This window comes from Patescibacteria group bacterium (assembly GCA_040390045.1).
Taxonomy (GTDB): domain Bacteria; phylum Patescibacteriota; class Minisyncoccia; order Phycocordibacterales; family SIBU01; genus SIBU01.
The window spans coordinates 168,739-189,921 of record JAZJZC010000002.1; the positions used below are offsets into that span (position 1 = coordinate 168,739).

Here is a 21,183-nt window from a genome sequence, read left to right on the forward strand (position 1 = left end):
GCTTTTTTGCTGGGCGGCTAGAAAGCGTGGGACGCTTTCGTGAGGGGCGCTGAGACCTTGCCTGATTTTTTCAGAGCAAAGCGAATGAAAAAATCGACAAGGTGTACTGTCCCTGTAAGGGAAGCCCCATCAGCCGCGCATTCAAAAAAGAGCCTGTCTAGTAAAAGTTTTTTCTTTAGGGCAACGAGGTGGTTGAACTGCTATACTTATCGTATGGAAAAAATGTACACCTGCCCGATGCATCCAAAGGTAATGCAAGATAAGCCCGGCATGTGTCCGGAGTGTGGTATGAATCTTGTGCCGACCAAAAAAAGGGAAGTTAATCATTCGGAACATACAGAGCAGGATAAACATGCCGGACACAAAACCTCGTCCTTCCTCTCGAAATTTTGGGTTGCCTTAGTTATAACTGTTCCCATTTTTTTCTATTCAGAAATGGCTGTGACGTTTTTTGGCATCAATGCTCCAAAATTTCCGGGATTGTCATACATACTTTTGATACTCGGAAGCATCGTCTTTTTCTATTGCGGCCTGATTTTTCTTACGAGCGCCTATCGCGAACTTAAGGCTCGACTTCCGGGCATGATGACGCTCATTGCCATCGCAATCACAGCTGCCTATCTCTACAGTTTCTTTTCAATTTTATTTGGAACTGGCAAGGATCTTTTGTTTGAACTCTCGTCACTCATCGCCATCATGCTCATTGGCCACTTTATTGAGATGCGATCGGTGCAAAGCGCACAAGGCGCATTGAAAGAAATTACAAAACTTTTACCAGATCAAGCCGAGGTAATTCGCGATGGGAAAACAGAAATCATTCCCTTACGTGAACTTAAAATCGGTGATGTGGCACTGGTCAAACCTGGAGCAAAAGTGCCAGCCGATGGCAAAATTATTGAGGGTCGTTCAGATTTAAATGAATCAATCATTACCGGTGAATCAAAGCCAGTAGAAAAATCCATCGGGGAGATGGTTATCGCTGGTGGAGTCAATGGCGATGGCAGTTTGAAAATTAAAATCGAAAAAATTGGAGAAGAAACGTTTCTTGCTGGTATCATGCAGCTTGTGGCGGACGCGCAGGCTTCCAAGTCTCGATTGCAAATGGTTTCTGATCGTGCCGCATACTACCTCACCATTATTGCGATCGTTGGAGGCGCTATAACTTTTATTTCATGGCTTTTTTCTCGCGCTGGTATTGCTGTGGCAACCGAGCGACTGGTAGCGGTGCTTGTGATCACGTGTCCGCACGCTCTTGGTCTTGCCGTTCCACTTGTTGCTTCAATTTCAACTACGATGGCGGCGCGTAACGGTCTCCTCGTGCGAAAGCGCAGTGCTCTTGAAGCGGCTCGCAATATTACAGCTGTTTTGTTTGATAAAACTGGCACGCTTACAGAAGCAAAATTTAAGGTAACAAAGTCGAGCTCTGATGAAGCCTTGGGCTTGGCGGCATCAGTTAACACGTACTCTGAACATCCAATTGGGAAGGCGATGGTGGAAGAGGCAAAAAGACGGTCACTTTTAATTGCAGAGGTTTTTGATTTTAAACGTGTGCCAGGCCGGGGCGCAGAAGGCATAGTCCTCGGCAAGAGAATTTTTGTTGGTACGAAAGGTGGCGATGATATTGTTGTGGAACGAGAAGGTGTCATTGTCGGAAACATTTCAGTTGCCGATGCCGTTCGTCCTGAATCGAAAGAGGCGATTGATCATCTCAAACAATCCGGAATCCGTGTGGCGATGATCACCGGCGATAGCGAAGAAACAGCCAAACGTGTAGCAAGTGAACTCGGCCTCGATGAATATTTTTCACGAGTTTTGCCTGAAGATAAAGTAAAGAAGGTTCAAGAGTTGCAGACTCGAGGACTCCGTGTGGCGATGGTTGGCGATGGGGTGAACGATGCTCCAGCTCTTACTCAAGCTGATCTTGGTATCGCCATCGGCGCGGGTACGAATGTTGCCATTGAATCAGCCGGAATCATTTTGGTGCGGAATGACCCTAGAGATATTGTAAAGATTTTTAACCTTTCCAGACTTACGTACAATAAAATGATACAAAATCTTTTCTGGGCTACGGGATACAATGTGATTGCCATTCCTCTAGCTGCCGGTGTCCTGGCTTCTCGCGGTGTTATTTTGCAACCTGCTCTCGCAGCCGTATTTATGTCGGCGAGCACGGTGATTGTGGCATTCAATGCAGTGTTGCTTAAGAATAAGAAAATATAATTCATGAATAAAAAATCATTACCGTACATCATTATCGGACTCGTCCTTATCGTAGGGATCTTTTACACCCTTACTTCTTCAAAGGGCTTTTCTTCTATAACCCAAAACACTGCACTTGCCAGCGAGTCTCAAGTTGTTGAACTGAAAAATGGCGACACCTACAATCTCACTGCTTCTATTGTGAAAAAGCAGATCGCAGGTGCTGAAGTGAAAATGCTTGCGTATAACGGATCGATTCCTGGGCCGATAATCAAAGTTGCGCAAGGCTCGGAAGTGACTATACATTTTAAGAATGAGACAGATGTGCCTACGACACTTCATTCTCACGGTGTTCGCCTCAGTAATACCTTTGATGGTGTGCCTTCAACTACGGAAGAAGAAATCCAGCCAGGAGAATCATTTAGTTACAAGATAAAATTCCCTGATGCCGGAATGTTCTGGTATCACCCTCATGTGCGAGAAGACTATGCGCAAGAGCTCGGTCTTTATGGAAGTTATCTCGTCACTTCAACAGATACGAATTATTGGAGTCCGGTCAATCGAGAAGTACCGCTTTTCCTAGACGATATTCTTATAGAAAATGGCAAGGTCGCTCCGTTCGATATACAGAAAGCTGATCATACCCTCATGGGCCGATACGGAAACGTATTTCTTGTAAACGGCAGTGATGCATATTCACTTCAAGCAAAAAAAGGAGAAGTCATCCGGTTCTATGTTGCCAACTCTGCTAATGTCCGCCCGTTTAATTTTACGATTGTAGGAGCAAAAATGAAGCTTGTCGGTGGCGATAGTGGCGCATACGAAAAGGATCGGTGGGTAGATGCGTTAACTCTCGGGCCATCGGAACGAGCCGTGGTAGAAGTACTGTTTGATACCGTAGGAACATTTGTCGTTCAAAACAAGACTCCGGACAAGACAGATCAGCTCGGTATAATAGTGGTATCAAATGACACGGCTTCTCCCTCGTATGCAAGCACTTTCTCTACCCTTAAAACGCATGATGATGTGGTAAAAAGCATCGATCCCTTCCGGTCGTCTTTCAGTAAACAGCTAGACAAGCAACTTAAGCTCACCGTTGATCTAAAGGGGGCCATGGGTGGAATGAATATGGGAAGTATGAATCGTGGTGGCGGAAATATGATGCCGAACGGCACGATGATGGGTGTATCGAAGGATGGAATTGAGTGGAATGATACAGGAATGATGAGCACTATGAATCAGACATCAAACACCGATACTGTTTTATGGAAAATCGTTGATGTTACGACTGGCAAGGAGAATATGAATATCGATTGGAATTTCAAGGTTGGTGATAAGGTAAAGATACGTATCACCAATAATTCGAACTCGTCACATCCAATGCAGCACCCCATTCACTTCCATGGCCAGCGATTTCTAGTGCTTAATCGTAACAGTGTTGAACAAACTGATTTTGTCTGGAAAGACACCGTCCTCGTGCCGAGCGGTCAGTATGTAGATATTCTTCTCGACGCTTCGAATCCAGGTACATGGATGGCGCATTGCCATATCGCAGAACACCTTGAGTCAGGCATGATGTTTAGTTTTAATGTTGAATAATGTGTGAATCTGAATATGCAGCAAAAAAGCATAGGGCGTTTTTATTAAAAAAGCCATCATTGAAGATGACCATGTCGAAGAACTTAAGTTCTAAAATTGAAATCGGGTTCTCCAACAAGAGCAATGAACGTGTTGCATCGATCGGCATCAGTACGAATGAAGAACTGTACGCCGTCTTTCCAGTTATGGACATTTTTAACTACACCATCGTGATTGGTAGTTGTTCCGTGCAGAGCAAGGGCATTGAGGATGATTTCTCGAGGAATAAGCTCATTTGCCTTTTCGCTCAGAAAGATGTTACCTAGCCCAAAGATCGGTTTCGATTCGCACGGCCTTATTGTCGAGTTTGCCATATTCCATCGGGTGTTATTACTACTCTAACTATACTTTAACAGATCATTTTGTGTTGTAAATGGAATTTACAATCAATAGGAATTTGCCCCTTTCTTTTCTCATGCTACTATTTCCCGCATGAATGCTCGCGATAAAAAAGTCATCATTTCAGCTGCGAAGGCTGGAGGAAAGGTGGTAAAAAGTTATTTTGGTAAAGTTTTAAATGTGGAAGAAAAAAGTTGTGCCTGGGATTATCGAACGCAGGCAGATGTTGAGTCTGAAGCAGCAATCCTCAAAATTCTTGAGAAAGATTTTCCAACTTACAATATTGTCTCTGAAGAATGTGGGTTGATTGACAAAAAATCCGATTATACTTTTTATGTCGATCCGCTCGACGGCACCAATAATTTTGTTTTAGGAGTTCCCAACTTTTCGGTTTTGATTTCTTTGGCTCGTGGCAAGGAGGCGATTTTTGGTTTGGTGTATCTGCCTATGCTTGATTTGTGTTACTGGGCAGAAAAGGGGAAAGGGGCATTTTGCGGAAGAAACCGATTGCAATTGAGTCTAGAAACTTCAATGGAAAAAGTGACGATGGCGTATGCTTGCGCCTACAAAACCCCGAAAGAAGAAGTGATGCGTGTGGTTTCAAATATAGAACTGAAAGGAGACCCGAAACGTCTGCTTTTCAGTTGGTCACCCGCGGTTGATTTTTGTTTGCTCGCTTCAGGAAAAATTGAAACGATTTTTAATGATAAAACAGAAATTCATGATTTTCTAGGCGCGAAATTAATTTTGCGAGAAGCGGGTTGTGTTATTACTGATACAAAGGGCAAGCCAGATGTTGATGATTTTTGTCCAACATTTCTCGCGAGCAATAACAAATCAATTCATAAAAAAGTACTGTCACTTATCTAAGATTTCTTGAGTTGCCAAAAGCTTGTGGGTTTTGCAAAAATAGCAAAAATGAAATAGTATATCGGGGAAGCTTTTAGCTTCAAGCTGTCAGCTGACAGCTTTTATAATTGCCGTTGTAGCTCAGTTGGTAGAGCACGTCATTGGTTAACTTAAATAGCCCTTTATTTTGGAAACGAAATAATGAAGCCCGAATTACGGTTAAAGTCCACACATGTGGGTAAGACCGTGGCGTCTGCTTTTAGCGGATTGCCCGAACGACTGACAAGGGATGCTAAACCGAAGTGGTATGCATAAGATACAGTCTAACCCTTTTATAAGCCGAGTCGGCGAAATAGAGGTACTTGTGAATGACGAGGTCATCGGTTCAATCCCGATCAACGGCTCCGAGCGTAGCGAAGGAAGACGGTGAGCAGGCGACTGCTCGCCTGCGTATCGGGTGAGAAGCGAACACTTGGAGCTTCGCAAGACCTTGAACATTTTGTATTCGAAATGTGAAAGGTGTACAGATCCTGTAAGGATTGAAAGACTTTTCCTTATCGACTCTTGGAGATGGAAAAGTACCTGGCGATGTAGTCGCCAATCCGGCGTACTCGCCTCCCGATCAACAAATTAACCAATCCGGACTCTCGTCCTCCCGATCAACAGCTCCTCATTTAAACCGAACTTTGCTTCTTTTCTTCTACTGCCTGCATGATGGCATCCTTGACCCTTTCTGGATGAGGAACTTTTTCAAATTTAAACCAATTTTCTCTGCCGGCAGTTTGGACTTCAACATCGCCGAATTTAAAAATAGTTTGGAAAAGTCCGGTCGTGTTTACTGAGGTGTCTTGCACTCGATCAAGATGAAGTTCTGAGACGATGCGTCGGAAAAACCCCCGTTGAATACTGTCGATAATTCTTTTGTCGGTTACGATCCAAACATCCAAGGTGTACATGGTTAAACTATAAAAAAGCGACTGCCACAGCATCAAATAGTACACGCTCGAAAGAAATAGAAATAAATTAAGTAACTGATTTGCTATCAGAAAGGGTGTGCTGAAAAGTCCGATTAGTATTGGTATGAACGCGAGTGGAACGAGATACAGCAGTTTCAATATAATTACCAAAGGATGTTCACGCACGAGAAGCACCACCTTCTCATCTTTTTCGATGCCCTCAAAAGCGTTTGTTGATTCGCTAAAAATTGAAAGAAATGATTTAAACATTATTGGGTGGAACTTTTAAGTTGTTGCAATAGATTTATAATTCGCCCGAATGTTGCATTGACATCAATGGTTGAAAACAGGATGATGCAGAGGAAAAAAATCACCATAGAGCCTATCAGAAAAATCGCCGCAAATTTTTTCGGTTGTGTTCCGACCCCGAATCGAATCAAATGGTAGACGGTAATGAAGGCGTAGACCCAATAAAAAATAACAAAAATAAAAAAGAGGGCAAAAGCCAAAAGCCCGTAGTTTATTGAAAATGGCATGTGATAAGTATACTACTTTCTGGAATTGTGGCATACTGCGGGAGGAATTTTGAAATCAAAATAGTTTCACCTGTGTATCAGGAACTTATCAACATACGAATCTCTTTTGGTTTTACATTGATCTGCAGTTTGGATATACTTGATTGGTGGGGAATCCAAAAAAACCTAGAGAAAAATGTCGTATTTGTGGAAAAGAGCCGGCTCGTGCCGGATACAAGTATTGTAGTCATGCATGTCAACTTGAGTGTCAGTACCAATCCTATATTGAGCAATGGAAGGCGGGGAACGTTGTGGGGCTGCAAGGTTTGGGCATAGTTTCAAGATATATTAAGCGCTATTTACGAAGAAAATTTGAAAACAAGTGTAGTTTATGTGGATGGGCCAGACTTAATCCAAAAACGAGAGAAGTTCCATTGGTTGCTGATCACATTGATGGAAATTGGCGAAATAATTCGGAAAATAATCTTCGGTTAGTTTGCCCAAATTGTGATGCACTATCTCCAACATATGCCGGGCTAAATCGTGGCAACGGCAGAAAAAATCGTATTCGAAGTAAGAGGGCAGAAGAAGGTCGATTGTTCGTTAAGAAATAAATTTGCCGATGTAGCTCAGTTAGTAGAGCACCACTTTCGTAAAGTGGTTGTCATCAGTGCAATTCTGATCATCGGCTCCAAAATTATGTTTTTAGATCACTCTAATTTAAGTCTATAAGTAGTAGTACAATAGGCGTTATGGAACGAGAACCAACATTTACATCTGAGCTCGTAGATAGAGAAACTTTATTACAGGAACAAGAGAAAAGAGCCCAAAAAGCCGTAGATGTTTTTGATGTTGGTTGGATTGAAAAACAAATTGTGGCCTGCGAGGAAGATACGAAAACATTTCCTGAACATGCGGGTTTAAACGAAAGGTATATTGCCAAATTGATAACTGATGGCCAGAATTTTCTCTTGAAACAAGAAGCTGAATTTCCTTGGAATGCAACATATTTTTGGCGGGTGGCACTTCAGTCGAATGATCCCTATTTTGCAGGTGTTCGAGAGCAGTTTACAGGAAAGAAAGCGACGTTTCAGGAATTTATAGAAAAAATAAAGGAAGATCTTACGGCGAGAACGGTACCGCAAAATTCGTGGATTGCGGGGCTTGCAGAGTATAAGAATTTTTTAGTTGAACACAACACAAAACTTCAGGAGATTACTCCGAGTATCCGAACATATATAGCGAAAAATTTTATTTCAAAAATAAATCCTCAATTAGATAATCCAAAAAGCGAAGAAGAGCTTGCGGCAAGATTGGAAGAAATACAATTGCAGATCCGAGATCCTTTAAATTCCTCAGAACTAATCGGTTCTCATAATGGCGCTGAAAATACAATTGGTCTTAGTTTGCAGGTATTACTGAGTGAAGATGCCGAAGGCGGAAAGGGATTATCCAAAGAGGCTCTTGCTTTGATTGCTCATGAAGCAATTCACGCTCTTTCATCGGGACAAATAGTGAGACATACTTCAAGCCGAAAATATGAAGATGGGATGATATCACGAGATACCATAACGAGCCCGCAGTGGGCGGGTCTTAAGGTTGCAGGATTTGCAGTCAGTAGATTTACTTGGCTTAATGAAGCAGTAACAGAAACATTGGGTGCCGAATTGGTTGGTGTAGCACCTTCGGGGTATCCAGAGGAACGGAAGTTGTTAGGTTTGCTCTTGGTAAAAGGGAAAAAGAAACTCGACATGCGTACATTTGTAAATGCTTATTTTGAAAAAAAAGGTTATCAAGCAGATGAAAGTACAGGGGTAGTTTTTTGGAACCGAATGAGAGAGGAAATTCGAGAATCTTTTGATCATGATCCACAATTTTTAGTTAAACTCGATATTTTAGTTCAGAATAAGGGAGTCGGAGCTGCAATTGCACTTCTTGAAAATTGGGATGTTACTAATCCAGCTTTGATTAATGTGAAGGAAGTAGAGAAGAAAGATGAAGAGTAGAGGCTGATAAAACCACTCAGAATTTTATGGACGAAAAACAAAAAAGAGAATTAAGAATTGCGGAACTCGAAGTGGCGATGAACGCGGCGGATTTTTGGACTGACTCGGCAAAAGCTCAGGCGCAAATAAAAGAGTTACAGCAACTTAAGGCTCAAGTGCAAGGCGGAAGCGTGTATGATTCCGGCAATGCCATCATGACTATTTTTTCCGGCGCTGGAGGGGACGACGCGGAGGATTTTTCGGCTATGCTTTTTTCTATGTATCGAAAGTATTTCGAAAAAAAAGGTTGGTCCTCGACTTTGCTCGATGTAAACGAAAATGATCATGGGGGATTTCGAAATATTACTGTGGAAATATCTGGAAAAAACCCGTCTCCGGGCCGGGCAGGCGTGTATGGTACTTTAAAAAATGAATCCGGTGTCCACCGCCTCGTTCGCATTTCTCCGTTTAATGCTAAAAAACTTCGCCACACCTCTTTCTCAATGGTTGAAGTCATTCCAAAATTTGATAAAGCTCACGAAAGTGACATGGTCATTTCGGACAAAGATTTAGAAATTTCTATTGCGCGATCCGGAGGCCCTGGTGGGCAGAATGTAAACAAAAGGGAAACAGCGGTGCGAATTTTGCACGTACCCTCGAGACTGTCAGTTCATGTGACCTCCGAAAGAAGTCAGGCGCAAAATCGTGAGAAGGCCATTGAAATTCTTCGCGGAAAATTATACAAACTTCAGGAAGACGAACGAAAAGCGCGAGAAAAAGGTATGTATGTTTCTAAAACTACTTCGATCGAATGGGGCAGTCAGATTCGCTCGTACGTGTTGCATCCCTACAAAATGGTAAAAGATCACCGGACAGATTTTGAAACATCGCAGGTGGACAAAGTTTTGGAAGGAGAGCTCGATGAATTTATTGAAGCGGAAAAAAATCTTTAGGGCTTGCCTGCCAGTAGGTAGTAACCTCACTCTTCTTTTGTGTTACAATTAGTGGAAGTTTTACTCCCTAGATGAAAACTTCTTTTCATTTTCATAATTTTTTTCAGTTCTCACTCGGATTTTCTATTTTTCTAGTAGTTGTTTCTGGAAGTGGGTTGTTGCTGGAAAATTATTGGCCCCAATCTCAATCTCAAGCGGCTAGCGTGTTATTAGCGCTAAATGAAAGAGTTTTTATTCCTTTCGGTTATGAGTCACAGATTCTTTCCCAAGAATCCCTGCTGACACCCGGCGTCGGCGGGTATCTGACAACCCCGACCTACACCTCGCAAGAAAGTAATAACGATCGGTATTTGAACGCGCCGAGCTACGCTCCGTGGACGAATTACCCATCATCCGATGCTAGTTCTGGTGGTGCGAACAGTCCTTCGTATTATCCATTTTATTTTGAAACTGAATCGATCAATCATCCGGGGAAGGTAGCACCAATCTATACACCCCCTCCTTCTCCCTTACCAAAACGGCAAGGGGTGGCAAAACCGGCAGGCATCAATCTAAACAGCTGTTTAAAATTTGCCCCAGAGATGTACAGTATATCTAACCGTGAAAAAACGGTCACAACTTTCGGCTCAGGCGTCGATAGTTTTAATATATCAATTGATAACAAAAATCCACCCTCAATCTTAAACATTATTCCTTTCTTCAAAGATCCAACTTGTATTTTTGACCAGCTTCCGTATTTAAATATCGGAGAGACAGATACTACAGATATTGCAGTCGGTAATAGTCTGCATAGTTTTCGTGCTTCAGTGGGCGGTCCAAGCTATGTCTACTTTAATCCGATGGAGTTTTTACAGAAATCCACCATCGATGAAAATTCCACCATTGAGGCTATAGATACAGACCATACGTTAAAGTTTTCATATGGAAAACTGGATGACCCGTCCCCAATAGTGGCTGAGTTTCCGGCCACCAACTGCGTGCAGTTGTCTGGTACAGGACCTAACAAGATTGTGTTTATGCGCGGAAGTGCACTGGCTGAGAGTGTTGGTGACTTTCTCTCGCAAGCACAAAGCATTATAGATGATGGATTTAAGACAATAGAGCCTTTTAAAACCTATCAAGACCAATTTTCATTTTATGTTGATTTGATGGAAGTAGAGCAGTCAAAATTGCCAACAGATCCTGGTGCCTATAATACAGAGGCTTTAAAATCAGTCTCTAAGTGCGGAGGCAATTCGACAGAATACATGTTAATTTTTTCGAATAAAAATATGCAAAATGGAGTATCCTTTACTGATTATGGTGCCTCTTCAATATATTTAAATTTAGCTACAGATACAGGAACGAGTCTCCCAGTAAATGCAATCCATGAGATGGGCCACGCCTTTTCATATTTAGCTGATGAATATGAACTAGATCTTCGAGAACCTCCGAAGTTTCAAACTAATTGCACACTTCATCCGCTTCAAGACTATCGTAGTAGTATAGATCACAAATTATATGGGCGAGTTGACCTGCCAGGCTGTACTTGTCCCGCAAAGGTGCAGTGCGAAAATTACTATCGCCCGAGCTCTAATAGTGTTATGCGGCATTCTAATGAGAGTAGTCAGTTTAATGTAATAAGTTGCGGTTATATTCTTGCGAGGATAAAGGATAACGATGTCAAAAAATCAACAGCGGAAAAATATTGGCCGGAGTGCATGAAGATGGATGGTATTATAAAAGAAGTTTCTTCCGAGAATATAGTTCCAGTTATTTCCTCGGCTAAACTTGAGGGTAGTAACCTCACCTCAATGAATGTGAAGGGTATGTATTTTGCGCCTACAGACAATACTGTTGAGATGACCACTAATACTGATGATGGGGAAAGTGGAACTGACATTAAAACGTACAATTTTACTAATATAAATAACTCTAGCCCCGAGTGGAATAGGAGTGAATTAAATTTTAACGTGCCCGCTGAGGTAGTTGATGGCGCATATGATTTAAAAGTTCAAACCCTTGGCGGCCGGAGTAATATCGTTAAAGTTTTAGTTAAAAGGCAATGTCCGGTGCCAACAGAAAAACCAAATCTGACATATCCGGCTAACTCGGGAGATGCAGTCAATTTACCAACTCCTCGCGTTGAAGGAGTTTCTTCACTCACGCTCTGCTTCGGTCATTTGAACAGTACTAGTAATTCGATAATTATTTCAGGTTCCAATTTTAACAGTCAACTTTTTTCTCCTGGGTTTTTTGATTATATAAATTATGTAGAATTTACAAATCAAGATGATCCATCTGTTACATATTACACAGAAAGAGGCACGGGAGAAGATCAGGAACAAACTCAACATTTAATTATTTCCGGTAAATCTTACGATGGAGATGAGGAAGGGGTTACTGGGGGTTCGTTCCAGCTTACTCGGCTTTTCAAGATTACAGATCCGAAAGATGGTCAAATTTTAATTGGTGGTAGGTTATATCCATGTCAAGGAACTATTGTGCAAAAGGGTAATCCGGCGGGTACACAATATTTTGATTCTTCAGCTTGCTCACATTTTGTTGCTAGAGAGGAGGTTGTTCCAGGTAATTATTCCATGAGAGTAATGAGCATGGGGCTAGGTAGTCCTTATTATGGTGAGGAAGGTGTATTGAAGCGCGGTGATTGGAGTAATGCTGTCAGTGTAAAAATTTTAGTGGAGCAGAAAAAAGTAGCGCAAACCTGCCCTGTGCCTCAAGTGGGATCGTATGCGTTGTATTCCGATAAATTTTCAAAATTGCAAGCCAGTGTTGACAGCGCACTCACGAACACAAAAATGAGACGAACCAAGTGGCGCGACGAGACCATAAAAGCTGGTCGTGGAAGCAGTGTTTTGGAGGGTAATCCAGCTCTGGATGGACCGATCTATCTTTTGGGTATTATGAAAAAGGATCTAATAACTGACGGAAATGGTAGTTTGAAGAATGATCAAGGCTTGGTGGACTTTTTTGTTCGGCTCCAATCTTTGGAGGTCTACCACGATTCAGCGTTTTCTAATGTTACTTCTTCCGCAAATGATCTTTTAGGATTTTCCTATATGTTTTCTCCAGTTAAAGATAAACCAGTATTGATTTTTATTCCTGGAGCTGGTGGAGAGCCTGGCTGGAGAAGCGCGTTACTTCTACTCAAAAAAGAGGTCGGTATGTTTAATGTTCTCGGATATACCTACAATCCGATACTGGACACTCCTGGCATGACAGAAAATCTCAGGTCTCGATTTGCCCAGATGGTGAAAGATTGGCCACAATCTTGTAAGCCTGTGATTGTGACGCTTTCGATGGGATCGACTTTGATACGCTCGGCGATTTTGGCTGACGGGTTAGGACCAAAAAATATCTTTTCTAGAAGTTATATTGTTAGTACAGGATTTGTGGCTGGCGCCGCAGAATTTTTTGGACCGCTGAAGATCTTTGTTCCGCTTATGCCCCATGTGTATCCGAAAAGTTCTGGTGTCGCTAATGTTATGGATCCGAAAAACCCTGTATATAAAGCTATTGCAGAAAATATGATTGCGATCAATGATTCAACAAGGGGTATTTCTAATGTAAATGCGATAAAGGATAAGCATAATAATTTTACCGATTCAGTGCCGGATTATTATAAGTACAACAGAGATCTTATATTTACACAGATGGAAATTGCTAAAAAGAAGATTGGTGTTGAACCTCCAAATGAATATATAAACAACAATGGGGAAAAAGGTCCCGATGAACCCAGTTCGCATATTAATTTGCTGTATGCTCCAGAAGTAAAAACTGAGATTGACAGTGATTTAAGAACAGCCGCAGCACATGATATGCAGGCTAGTGTTATACAATCCACTTCTCCAAATACAGATAACTTTTTTGTGAGAATTTTCAAAACATTAAAAAGTATTTTCTTTTCTTCTTCTGAGGAAGGCGTTACGGAAGTCCCAGAGTCTTTGCCAATAAACAGCACTGAGAATATCTTTGACGTTAGCCAATCTTTCTTTGGTGGAGTTGATGGCGAGTGCGATGCGTTATCAGACGATCTTACAGATGACCTAATGACCGGTGTCACAGGTTTGGGAGTTCAAATTGATTCTTTGAGACAATATACGCAACTCGCACAGAGTAATCTATCTTCTACCTGTACCTTCGACAAAGTAGTTTCGGGAGCAGAAGTAAGACTTTCCCAAATTGTCCACGGCTCACCGATCGATGAAATTATTTCTGGTTTAAAAAATAACAATACCGTCAATCCGTCTCTTTCGTTCAAAAATTCTTCTCGCGTTCCTTCGCAAGTTATTGTTCTTAATAAACAAGTCCCTCTTGGCGGGTTTACAGCAACTCTCAAAGGCTTGCCGGTAACTGTTAAAAAACTGCCGTTTACACTTACCAATAAAGGTACAGAGAAAGAGTGGTCAAAGTTTGATATTTCAAATATTGAACTTCGCGACAAGAATGGAATTGTTGTTTCAAAGGGATTAAAAAGCGCTACAGAAAATGAAATTGTTTTCAATAATTCTTTTACAATTGCTTCAACTTCAGACTACGCGATCTTTGCTACAATTAAATCTGATTTTAAGACAGTTACCCTCTCTGCCAATTTTTCCAAAAATGGTGCGGTCTTTATTGAAGCTCAAACGGGTAAAACTGTCGAGTCACCAAAAACAGATCTTATATTGAGCACCATGACGGCTTTGGCAGGGAGCGCCAAGTAGCATATATACAGGAGGTTTAAGGATGAAATGTTTCAGCCGTGATATAATATTTCTAATCATGTTCGATATCTATGATTTCCCGATGCTCCGTATCCGGAGTTCGGGATCCCGAACGCATTCGCGTCGGGACATGATTCTATTCCCATGATCTACTTCGACAACGTTTCAAAAATTTATCACGATGACAGTCCGGCGCTGTCCGACGTCACTTTGAGGATCGGTCCCAATGAATTTGTTTCTATTGTGGGTCATTCAGGTGCTGGAAAGACTACCTTACTCAAACTGATTTTGGCCGAAGAAAAACCTACAAAAGGGCAGGTTTTTTTTGAGTCGAAAGATATTCGCACGTTTAAAAAGCGCCAGATGAATACGCTTCGCCGTCGAATCGGGGCGGTCTTTCAAGATTTCAGACTATTACCCAACAAAACGTCTTACGAAAATATCGCCTTTGCTATGGAGGCAGCGGGGCGCACCGATGCAGAAATCGAATCAGACGTGCCACACGTACTTGATCTCGTGGGACTCGGCAAGAAAATTTGGAGTTTCCCTCACGAACTTTCCGGTGGAGAAAAACAGCGCGTCGCGATCGCTCGAGCCATCGTCAATCAGCCGGACATTATTATTGCCGATGAACCCACGGGGAACTTGGATCCCATCAATACCTACGAGATTGTTCAGATTTTAAAAAGAATTAATGATTTGGGTACCATGGTTATCCTCACGACTCACAACAAGGGTGTGGTTGATTCGGTGGGTGGTCGGGTGGTGACGATGGATAATGGAAAGATTGTGAGAGACGATAAGAATGGGAAGTACAGTTTGTAGTCACGCCTCGCTTCAGTTTGGAAGTTTAGAGGTCTTTAGCGTACAATATAACTAATAAACTTTTCAACTTTAAACTATGCTCTGGACCAACATAAAACGAGTAGTTCGAGCCGGTTTCGTCAGTTTCTGGCGAAATGGTTTTGTGTCGCTCGCCTCGATTCTTGTTATGACTGTCACTTTGTTTGTGATTGGCTCAGTTATATTTCTTACCGCTACGCTCGACGCCTCACTCAATGACATCAAAAACAAAGTTGATATTAACGTCTACATGACCATGAATGCTTCGGACGAGCAGATCATGTCCTTGAAAAAAACCATCGAAGATTTGCCAGAAGTTAAAGAGGTTGTGTATGTTTCTCAAGCCGAAGCGTTGGATAATTTTAAAGCCCGCCATGCCAACAACGCATCGATGCTCGCCGCACTTGATGAGGTTGATGGCAATCCTTTGAGCGCCGTGCTAAATATTGTGGCGAAAGATCCCGGTCAATACGAAACCATTGCCAATTTTTTGCAAAGTGACAGTGTACTTTCACAAGACAATCAGAGCATTGTGCGAAAGGTAAATTACGAAGATAATAAAACCGCGATCAATGTACTTTCAAAAATAATCGATTCATCTCGAAAAATTGGTTTCGCTGTTACTATTGTGCTGATGTGCATTTCAATTTTGATCATTTTCAATACGGTTCGGTTGGCAATTTACAGCGCGCGAGAAGAAATTTCTGTGATGCGACTTGTGGGAGCTTCCAACAAGTATATTCGTGGTCCTTTTATTATTTCGGGTGTTATGTACGGTGTTGTGGCGGCTATTGTCACTCTGGCGATTTTCTATCCGCTGACCTATTGGCTTGGTACCGCGACGGAAAACTTTTTCAGCGGTATTAATGTGTACAAGTATTATATTGTTCACTTTGGTGAGATTTTTGGAATTATTATGGGCTCGGGAGTGTTTCTCGGGGCAGTGTCGAGTTACTTGGCGGTGAGGAGGTATCTGAGAGTATAAATTCGAAGCACGAAATCCGAAATTCGAAATACTATTTAAAACACAAATTGGAAACTTAAAACAGGCGACAGGGTTCTATAGTTTGCTACAATTTTAGGGATTTGAAATTTAAGCGCATCGTTAATTTACAGTGACTTTTATTTGTATATTCGTATCAGATTTGTTATTGGTATTAAAATGAAACCAAAAAAACACAAGTTTATTTTCGTTATTGGCGGCGTTATGTCCGGAGTCGGTAAGGGTATCGCCACATCATCGATCGGCACCATTCTTCAGTCGAAGGGTTTTTCGGTTAACCTCATGAAAGTTGATCCGTATCTCAATGTTGATGCGGGCACGATGAACCCAACGGAACACGGAGAAGTATTTGTGCTCGATTCGGGTCTTGAAACCGATCAAGATATGGGTAACTATGAGCGATTTCTCGATCGCGATTTGTCGGCTGAAGATTATATGACCAGTGGTATGGTATACCGACACGTCATTGAAAAAGAACGCGCGCTTGGTTACAAGGGTAAATTTGTGGAGGCTATTCCACATGTGACTGATGAAATTCGTCAGAGATTTTTGAAAGCTGCTGAGGTGGCGAAGTCAGATGTTTCGGTGGTTGAAATCGGCGGCACGGTTGGGGATTATCAAAATATTTTGTTTATTGAAGCCGCTCGAGCACTACGATTACGCCAACCGATGGATGTGGTGTTTATTCTTGTTTCTTATTTGCCGGTTCCAGGCACAATCGGTGAAATGAAAACCAAGCCGACTCAAAACGCGGTGAGGCAGCTCAATTCCTACGGAGTTCAACCAGATTTTATTATTGCTCGAGGTCCCGTGCCGCTTGATGAAAAACGAAAAGAGAAGCTCGCCATTTGGTGCAACGTTGATGCTGATAGGGTGATTTCTGCGCCGGACATCGAAAGTATTTACGAAGTGCCGATTAATTTTGAAAAAGAAAATCTTGGAAATCTCTTGATGTCTGCACTTTCGATGAAAAGCCGAGTGCGCAAGGATGGATTGGAAAAGTGGAAAAAATTCGTGGCGCGTGTTTCAAATGCCAAGGAGCCAGTAAAAATTGCGGTCATTGGAAAATATTTTGATACGGGAGATTTTGTGCTTTCGGACGCCTATCTTTCAGTTATCGAGGCGATTAAGCATTCGGCGTACGCTGTTGGCAGGAAACCCATGTTGACCTGGCTTAACGCAAAAGATTTTTCGAGCCAGGGTGGACAAAAGCCGGTTATGGACGTCTCGAGCTTAAAAGAATTTGACGGAATTTTGGTACCCGGGGGGTTTGGAGAGACGGGAATTGAGGGAAAGATCAACGTGATTCAGTTTGCTCGCGAAAATAAAATTCCATATTTTGGACTTTGTTACGGTATGCAATTGGCGGTGGTTGAATTTGCTCGCAATGTCTTGGGTCTCGCGGATGCCAATACTACGGAAATCAATCCTAAAACCAACAACCCAATTATTGATATTATGCCAGAGCAAAAAAAGCACATGGCGGAAGGCAAGTACGGTGCAACGATGCGACTTGGAGCCTATCCTGCAAAAATCAAAGAGGGAACGATTGCCTATAAAGCTTACCTGTCTGCCGGAAAAATGAAGGCGGGCGGCGCGGCAGAAGTTTCTGAGCGCCACCGCCACCGTTATGAAGTAAACCCTGAGTATATTTCAAAAATCGAAAAGGCCGGTCTCGTCTTTTCTGGTACTTCTCCCGACGGCGTGCTCATGGAAATCGCTGAGCTTCCTCGCAAAGTTCATCCATTTTTTCTTGGCACTCAATTTCACCCAGAACTTAAAGCGCGACCACTTAGTCCGCACCCTCTCTTTACGGAATTTTTGAAAGCGGCGGTAGAGCGTTCAAGCAAAAATTAATTTGGGAATTATTACATTCTAATGTTCTCAAGAACATTAGAATGTACGTTGCAAAATAATGTCCATTACTATTGGAATCGGATTAGCCTTTGTCGCAATGCTCAGCTGGGGCGTTGGGGATTTTTGGATGCAACGCTCAATTCGAAAAGTGGGAAATTTTGAAACTTTGTTTTTCATCGCCGCCTTTGGAGCTCTCGTTACGTTCCCATTTGTCTACAAAAATCTACCAATCTTTTTTGCGAGCTCTTGGCAAACTTTCGCAGTTGTTTTCGGACTTTGTTTAATTTTACTTTTCGCATCTATTATTGATTTTGAAGCATTGAGAATAGGGAAGCTTTCGGTGGTCGAGCCTGTCTGGTCTTTTGAAGTACCCGTTTCAGCGATTCTCGCTTTTTTTATTTTAAGCGAACAGATACAGTGGTTTCAAATCGTTCTGATTGCCTCGCTTCTTGTGGGGTTGGGTTTAGTTTCTGTGAGCAAAAGATTACGCATAAAGGATTTACTTTTTGAACGAGGAGTTTTCGTCGCGCTTCTTGGAGCGACACTTATGGGCACTGCCAACTTTTTCATGGGTTGGGGTTCACGTGTGACAGACCCTTTGATGGCAAATTTTTTGGTTAATATTTTTATTACCTTTTGTGTCGTGCTAGTTCTTTTAGCGAAGGGCACATTTAGAAATTTAAAAAAGGCACTGAAATCCAACTCAGCAGTGCTTTTGCAAACATCTATTTCCGACAACGTTGCCTGGATTGCCTTTGCCTTCGCCATGAGTTTGGCGCCGATCGCCATTGTTACGGCGCTTTCTGAAAGTTACATTATCGTGGCCGTGTTGTTGGGAGTTTTTATCAACAAAGAAAAATTAGCTAGACATCAAAAGTTTGGTCTTGTTCTCGCGCTTTTTTCTGCTCTAGTACTTGCTGGCAGTACTGTCTAGATTTATAGTGTATCTATTCTCTTATTCGCACGAATAAGAGAATAGTCGAAAGGACAAAGTGAAACTCTATTTTAATTTAGAGTTACTTATTGCAAGCTCGTATTGCGTACAATTTGCGCGTCAATGATAGGATCTTCGGCCTCACGAATGGCGCCGTAAATTCTTACCGTGTCGCCTTCAAGGTAGCGTTTGATAGAAACAGACCCGCGGGCTTTATTTAAAATGTTCGTGTTACTGTTTAGCGCAACGGTATAATTTTTACCCTCAATTTTCATTGCTAGGGTTGTTGGATTACTCGATGCAATTGCTGTAAGTGTGCCTTCAAAATTTCTTGGCAGGAAAATATTTTTGTCGATGTATACGACAACGACATCGGCTGCGATAGTTTTAGTGGCGTGATCAAAAGTTCCAGTGACATCGGTGACACTGTCGCCATTTTTTACAAGATCAGTGCTGATGATTCTGCTGCCTTTTTTGATTTGGGTTGTTGGGTTTGTTTGTATGGTGATGGGACCAGTTTGGGTATTCAAGATGAAGCTTCCTGTGGTTGAACCTGTGCCCGCCACAATGCCTTGGAAGTTGGTGACTTCCTTTTGGTTTGAGAAATTTATAATTTTACTGGTAATGATACTCAAGCTGTCCGCTCCACTTTCAATTTTACCTTCAACATTGAGCATGTCACCAACGTTTACTTGCCCAAGCGGAATTTCATCACCAAACCGGCGGAAAATTTTGGTAGTCTTGTCAGTTTTAATAAGAATCCGAAGAAACGCCAACCCAATGTAATAGCGAACGTAAATACTGGTGCCAGCGATTTGCATGACGGTGACCTGACTGGCGCGGATGTTGCCATCTTTATCTATGTGAAGTTCTTGCGAGGAATTAGCAACTGTGTTTGTGGTAGCCGCGAAAGCAGTTTGGACTACGCCAGAAATATTGCCCAATAGAGCCAAAGAAATGACTGTGGAGAGCACGCTTTTTTTGTTCATAATCATGGCTCTTTTATAACACAAAATACTCTATTTAACAATTTGCTCACTCAATAAATTGATTTTGCTTGAAAGCTAAAGAGGGGTATAATTACGTGGTCGGATTTCGTGTTTACCAGTAATATAATTATTATAGTATGAATAAAAAAAATATTAGTATGTTTTTGGCACTTCTGCTCGCTTTGTCAGCAGGAGGGGTGGCGTATGCTGAAACAACCGCAGATGCATCTGCCAATGCCGGAGCCTCGGCAACGGTCAATGCTGACGGGTCAGCGGTTCAGCCAACAGTGGCTGAGTTACGAGCAATTCTCTTGAAGAAACAGGAGGAATTGCGACAGAAAGCTGAAGAAGCTAAAAAAGCAGCGTTACAAAATGCACATGATGTCCGCATGGGCATCAAGGTAGATACACGAGCAGAGATTAAAGATGTTCGTGAAGGAACGAGTACAAGCCCATTAGAAAAAAAGATGGAAATTAAGGATATTCGAATGGGAGCCAACGCTGACCTTAAGACCAACATGATGAACACTCGCGATATGCTTCATGCAAGCACTACCGCAAAGATGGAAGCTTTGAAGGAAAATCGAGAACAATTCAAGGCTGAGTTTGAAGCTCGCAAGAAAGAACTTGCTTTAAAAATCGAAGCTCAGATTAAACTCAACAAAGAAAAACGAGTTAAATTGCAGGAAGATGCCAAGGCTCGAGTACTTGAGCACTTGAAAAATATTTTTGCTCGATTGGATGCGCGCGTTAAGACTTTGACTGACATTGACGTACGAATCGCGGCTCAGATAAATGTCTTAGCGACCGGTGGAACTGATACGACCGCGGCGAAGGCACAATTTGTGATTGCCCAGAGCGCTCTCGTGAAAGCTAAAACAGATGTTGCGGCCGCTAAAGCGCTTGCAGAAACTGAAGTTACAACTGACACTACAAAAGAAACTCTAAAAACTTTGGTAAAGACAGCTGAAGAGAGTGTTCAAACAGCTACCGCAGAATACAGAAAAACCATCGAATTGATTCGATTGAAACCTAATCTGAATGCGCAAATCAACGCGAACGCTCAAGGTACTACCACTACTCAATAATCTTCATTAAAATTATATGAAATCAACACGTCAAAATAATGGGGGATTTATAGGGATCGTTGTGGTTGTGGCAATTGTTATTGCTGGTGGTTTGGGCTTCGCCTTTTGGCATAAGGCCCAGACTCCTGCTGAAACAATGGATGCAAATTACATCCAGGCCAGAAACGACTCAGCAAATGGTGAAGCTGATAGTTTGTCAGCAAGTTTGGAAGCTTCGGCAAAAGTGGACAGTAGTGCAGATCTTAATGCGATAGATGCGGAGTATAAATAACGTTGATAGTTATTAGTTTTTAGGGATTATAATAGAAAAGCCGCCGCGCCAAAGGCGC

At 42.1% G+C, this 21,183-nt stretch carries 16 protein-coding genes and 1 tRNA gene; 14 read left to right on the forward strand and 3 right to left on the reverse strand.

The features are described from left to right. The first annotated feature begins 213 nt into the window (after window positions 1-213). The 4 genes from V4467_02770 to V4467_02785 all read left to right on the forward strand — a co-directional run bounded on the left by V4467_02770 (window position 214) and on the right by V4467_02785 (window position 5,046). Complete coding sequence (locus V4467_02770) at window positions 214-2,220, forward strand: copper-translocating P-type ATPase (GenBank protein ID MES2087892.1); 2,007 nt, start codon at window positions 214-216, stop codon at window positions 2,218-2,220. A 3-nt stretch (window positions 2,221-2,223) separates the two neighbouring features. Then, window positions 2,224-3,798, forward strand: a complete 1,575-nt coding sequence (locus tag V4467_02775; protein MES2087893.1) for a multicopper oxidase family protein — start codon at window positions 2,224-2,226, stop codon at window positions 3,796-3,798. A 71-nt stretch (window positions 3,799-3,869) separates the two neighbouring features. Continuing rightward, a complete protein-coding gene (locus tag V4467_02780) occupies window positions 3,870-4,103 on the forward strand; it encodes a hypothetical protein (GenBank protein ID MES2087894.1) in 234 nt (77 codons plus the stop codon). A 166-nt stretch (window positions 4,104-4,269) separates the two neighbouring features. Further along, on the forward strand, window positions 4,270-5,046 hold the full coding sequence (locus V4467_02785; protein ID MES2087895.1) for an inositol monophosphatase: 777 nt from the start codon (window positions 4,270-4,272) through the stop codon (window positions 5,044-5,046). 653 nt (window positions 5,047-5,699) lie between these two features. Here the strand turns inward: V4467_02785 and V4467_02790 are convergent. Continuing rightward, entirely contained in the window at window positions 5,700-6,251 is a 552-nt protein-coding gene (locus V4467_02790) for a PH domain-containing protein (protein MES2087896.1), read from the reverse strand. Continuing rightward, on the reverse strand, window positions 6,251-6,517 hold the full coding sequence (locus V4467_02795; protein ID MES2087897.1) for a hypothetical protein: 267 nt from the start codon (window positions 6,515-6,517) through the stop codon (window positions 6,251-6,253). The genes V4467_02790 and V4467_02795 overlap by 1 nt, the downstream gene beginning before the upstream one ends. Before the next feature lie 597 nt (window positions 6,518-7,114). On the opposite strand from V4467_02795, the gene V4467_02800 reads away from it, so the two are divergent. The 8 genes from V4467_02800 to V4467_02835 all read left to right on the forward strand — a co-directional run bounded on the left by V4467_02800 (window position 7,115) and on the right by V4467_02835 (window position 18,777). Beyond that, a tRNA-Thr gene (locus V4467_02800) sits at window positions 7,115-7,190 on the forward strand. A 58-nt stretch (window positions 7,191-7,248) separates the two neighbouring features. Then, window positions 7,249-8,502: a hypothetical protein gene (locus tag V4467_02805; protein ID MES2087898.1), complete on the forward strand. Its 1,254-nt coding sequence runs from the start codon at window positions 7,249-7,251 to the stop codon at window positions 8,500-8,502. A gap of 26 nt (window positions 8,503-8,528) precedes the next feature. Then, window positions 8,529-9,434, forward strand: a complete 906-nt coding sequence (locus V4467_02810; GenBank protein MES2087899.1) for a PCRF domain-containing protein — start codon at window positions 8,529-8,531, stop codon at window positions 9,432-9,434. Window positions 9,435-9,505: 71 nt separating this feature from the next. Continuing rightward, window positions 9,506-14,140 carry a hypothetical protein gene (locus V4467_02815; GenBank protein ID MES2087900.1) on the forward strand — a complete coding sequence of 1,545 codons (4,635 nt, stop codon included), beginning with the start codon at window positions 9,506-9,508 and terminating at the stop codon, window positions 14,138-14,140. A gap of 144 nt (window positions 14,141-14,284) precedes the next feature. Beyond that, entirely contained in the window at window positions 14,285-14,965 is a 681-nt protein-coding gene (gene ftsE / locus V4467_02820; GenBank protein MES2087901.1) for a cell division ATP-binding protein FtsE, read from the forward strand. Window positions 14,966-15,041: 76 nt separating this feature from the next. Then, window positions 15,042-15,968 carry a permease-like cell division protein FtsX gene (locus tag V4467_02825; GenBank protein MES2087902.1) on the forward strand — a complete coding sequence of 309 codons (927 nt, stop codon included), beginning with the start codon at window positions 15,042-15,044 and terminating at the stop codon, window positions 15,966-15,968. 177 nt (window positions 15,969-16,145) lie between these two features. Continuing rightward, window positions 16,146-17,843: a CTP synthase gene (locus V4467_02830; GenBank protein ID MES2087903.1), complete on the forward strand. Its 1,698-nt coding sequence runs from the start codon at window positions 16,146-16,148 to the stop codon at window positions 17,841-17,843. 58 nt (window positions 17,844-17,901) lie between these two features. Continuing rightward, window positions 17,902-18,777, forward strand: coding sequence for an EamA family transporter (locus tag V4467_02835; protein ID MES2087904.1), 876 nt, complete (start codon window positions 17,902-17,904; stop codon window positions 18,775-18,777). 86 nt (window positions 18,778-18,863) lie between these two features. Here the strand turns inward: V4467_02835 and V4467_02840 are convergent, their stop codons facing one another. Further along, window positions 18,864-19,772 carry a hypothetical protein gene (locus V4467_02840; GenBank protein MES2087905.1) on the reverse strand — a complete coding sequence of 303 codons (909 nt, stop codon included), beginning with the start codon at window positions 19,770-19,772 and terminating at the stop codon, window positions 18,864-18,866. 131 nt (window positions 19,773-19,903) lie between these two features. Here V4467_02840 and V4467_02845 point away from each other — a divergent pair, with 131 nt between their 5' ends. After that, window positions 19,904-20,854, forward strand: a complete 951-nt coding sequence (locus V4467_02845; GenBank protein MES2087906.1) for a hypothetical protein — start codon at window positions 19,904-19,906, stop codon at window positions 20,852-20,854. A 16-nt stretch (window positions 20,855-20,870) separates the two neighbouring features. Then, entirely contained in the window at window positions 20,871-21,125 is a 255-nt protein-coding gene (locus tag V4467_02850; protein ID MES2087907.1) for a hypothetical protein, read from the forward strand. Window positions 21,126-21,183 lie beyond the last annotated feature (58 nt).